Raw genomic sequence first — 2598 nt, 5'->3', positions numbered from 1 at the left:
CACCAGTCCTTGCCGTACTCCTTGTCGACCTTGCGCATCGCGCGGCGGAAGTCCATCGATTCGGCGATGCTCTCTTCCACCAGCGCGCGCCCGCCCGGCGCCTCCATCATCGCGGCGGCCACGTCGCAGCTCGCGATGATCGCGTACTGCGGGCTGGTCGACGTGTGCATCAGGTAGGCCTCGTTGAAGAGGTGCGTGTCGAGCTTGCGGTGCTGCGCGTCCTGCACCAGCACCTGCGAGGCCTGGCTGATGCCGGCCAGCAGCTTGTGCGTGGACTGCGTCGCATAGACGATCTGGTCCTTCGGGCGCGGCCGGTTGCGGCCCATCGAGTGGTATTCGCCGTAGAACTCGTGGAAGGCCGCGTGCGGCAGCCAGGCCTCGTCGAAGTGCAGCGTGTCGATGTAGCCGTCGAGCGATTTCTTGATGCTCTCGGTGTTGTAGAGCACGCCGTCATACGTGCTCTGCGTCAACGTCAGGATGCGCGGCTTGACCTTCTTCGCATCGACACCGGCCAGCAGCGGGTTCTTCGCGATCTTGYGGCGGATGGCCTCGGGCGAGAACTCGGCCTCGGGGATCGGGCCGATGATGCCGTAGTGGTTGCGCGTGGGCGGCAGGAACACCGGCACCGCGCCCGTCATGATGATCGAGTGCAGGATCGACTTGTGGCAGTTGCGGTCGACCACCACCACGTCGCCCGGCGCCACGTTGTGGTGCCACACCATCTTGTTGCTGGTGCTGGTGCCGTTGGTGACGAAGAAGCAGTGGTCGGCGTTGAAGATGCGCGCCGCATTGCGCTCGCTCTCGGCGATCGGGCCGGTGTGGTCGAGCAACTGGCCGAGCTCGTCGACGCTGTTGCACACGTCGGCGCGCAGCATGTTCTCGCCGAAGAACTGGTGGAACATGCGCCCGACCGGGCTCTTCAGGAACGCGACGCCGCCCGAGTGGCCGGGGCAGTGCCACGAATACGAGCCGTCCTGCGCGTAGTCGACCAGCGCGCGGAAGAACGGCGGCGCGAGGCCGTCCATGTACGACTTGGCTTCGCGGATGATGTGGCGGGCCACGAACTCCGGCGTGTCCTCGAACATGTGGATGAAGYCGTGCAGCTCGCGCAGCACGTCGTTGGGCAGGTGCTGCGAGGTGCGCGTCTCGCCGTAGAGGTAGATCGGGATCTCGGCGTTCTTGAAGCGGATCTCTTGAATGAACTTGCGCAGGTTCAGCACGACCGGGTCGAGCTCGGGGCCCTGCGTGAACTCGTTGTCGTCGATCGACAGGATGAAGGCGCTGGCGCGGCTCTGCTGCTGCGCGAACTGCGACAGGTCGCCGTAGCYGGTGGCGCCCAGCACCTCGAAGCCCTCTTTCTCGATGGCCGCGGCCAGCGCCCGGATTCCCAGGCCCGAGGTGTTCTCGGAGCGGAAGTCTTCGTCGATGATGACGATCGGAAAGTTGAAACGGAGCATGGCCACCTCTGGAGGGCAACGGAATGAAGGCGCGAAGTGTAGGGCCGATCGATGACAGGTGCGGGGTGCGCCTTACACTGCCGACCTGCGTGCGGGGTGGACGCAACAGACCTTCCAACAAGGAGAGCCCGTGGACATGAGCCCGTCAACGTTCTGGTGGGTGGCCGCCGGGGTGGCAGTGGCCGCCGAGCTGGCCACCGGCACCTTCTACCTGCTGATGTTCGCGCTCGGCCTGGCGGCCGCGGCGATCGCGGCGCTGCTGGGCTTCAAGCTGCCCGGCCAGCTGGTGATGGCCGCCGTGGTGGGCGGCGGCGCGGTGGCGCTGTGGCACTGGCGCCGCATGCAGCAGCCGCCGGCCGGCCCGGTGCGCGAGAACCGCGACGTCAACATCGACATCGGCGAACGCGTGACCGTCGCGGCCTGGGCCGACGACCGCACCGCCCGCGTGCCCTACCGCGGCTCCACCTGGACGGCGCGGCTCGCGCCCGATGCGCCGGCACTGCCCGGCGAACACGTGGTGCAGGCGGTGGAGGGCAACTGGCTGGTGCTGGCGCCCTCCGCGCCACGCTGACCTCGTTCTCGTTCCGCTTTTTTTCTCTCCCCTTCCCCACTCCTCGAAAGCCCCTCATGGAAATCGCGCTGGTTCTGGTCGTGATCGTCGGCATCTTCATCGTGCGCACGCTGAAGATCGTGCCGCAGCAGAACGCCTGGGTGGTCGAGCGGCTGGGCAAGTACGACCGCACGCTGGTGCCGGGACTGAGTTTCGTCATTCCGTTCATCGAGCGCGTGGCCTACAAGCATTCGCTGAAAGAGGTGCCGCTCGATGTGCCGAGCCAGGTCTGCATCACCAAGGACAACACCCAGCTGCAGGTCGACGGGATCATCTACTTCCAGATCACCGACCCGATGCGCGCGAGCTACGGCTCGAGCAACTACGTGTTCGCGATCACGCAGCTGGCGCAGACGCTGCTGCGCTCGGTGATCGGCAAGATGGAGCTGGACAAGACCTTCGAGGAGCGCGATTCGATCAACGGCGCGGTGGTCAGCGCGCTCGACGAGGCGGCCGGCAACTGGGGCGTGAAGGTGCTGCGCTACGAGATCAAGGACCTGACGCCGCCGGCCGAGATCCTGCGTTCGATGC

Annotated in this window: 3 protein-coding genes; 2 read left to right on the top strand and 1 reads right to left on the bottom strand. The window is 66.3% G+C overall.

What is annotated here, in order from left to right; translation table 11 throughout:
* Positions 1–1457: Orn/Lys/Arg decarboxylase N-terminal domain-containing protein (locus tag AC1D01_RS29490; protein ID WP_477872751.1), on the bottom strand; the 1457-nt coding region annotated here is incomplete at its 3' end.
* A 136-nt stretch (positions 1458–1593) separates the two neighbouring features.
* On the opposite strand from AC1D01_RS29490, the gene AC1D01_RS29485 reads away from it, so the two are divergent.
* Both AC1D01_RS29485 and AC1D01_RS29480 read left to right on the top strand, forming a co-directional pair.
* Entirely contained in the window at positions 1594–2028 is a 435-nt protein-coding gene (locus tag AC1D01_RS29485; RefSeq protein WP_477872749.1) for an NfeD family protein, read from the top strand.
* A 56-nt stretch (positions 2029–2084) separates the two neighbouring features.
* The coding region (locus tag AC1D01_RS29480; protein ID WP_477872747.1) for an SPFH domain-containing protein at positions 2085–2598 on the top strand (514 nt) is incomplete at its 3' end.

This window comes from Rhizobacter sp. P3_B12, from assembly GCF_056402895.1.
This window is presented reverse-complemented; position numbering and strand designations above follow the sequence as displayed.

What these genes read in the sequence shown, in the direction of transcription:
- AC1D01_RS29485 (WP_477872749.1), top strand. Translation starts at nt 1,594, where the DNA reads ATGAGCCCGTCAACGTTCTGGTGGGTGGCCGCCGGGGTGGCAGTGGCC.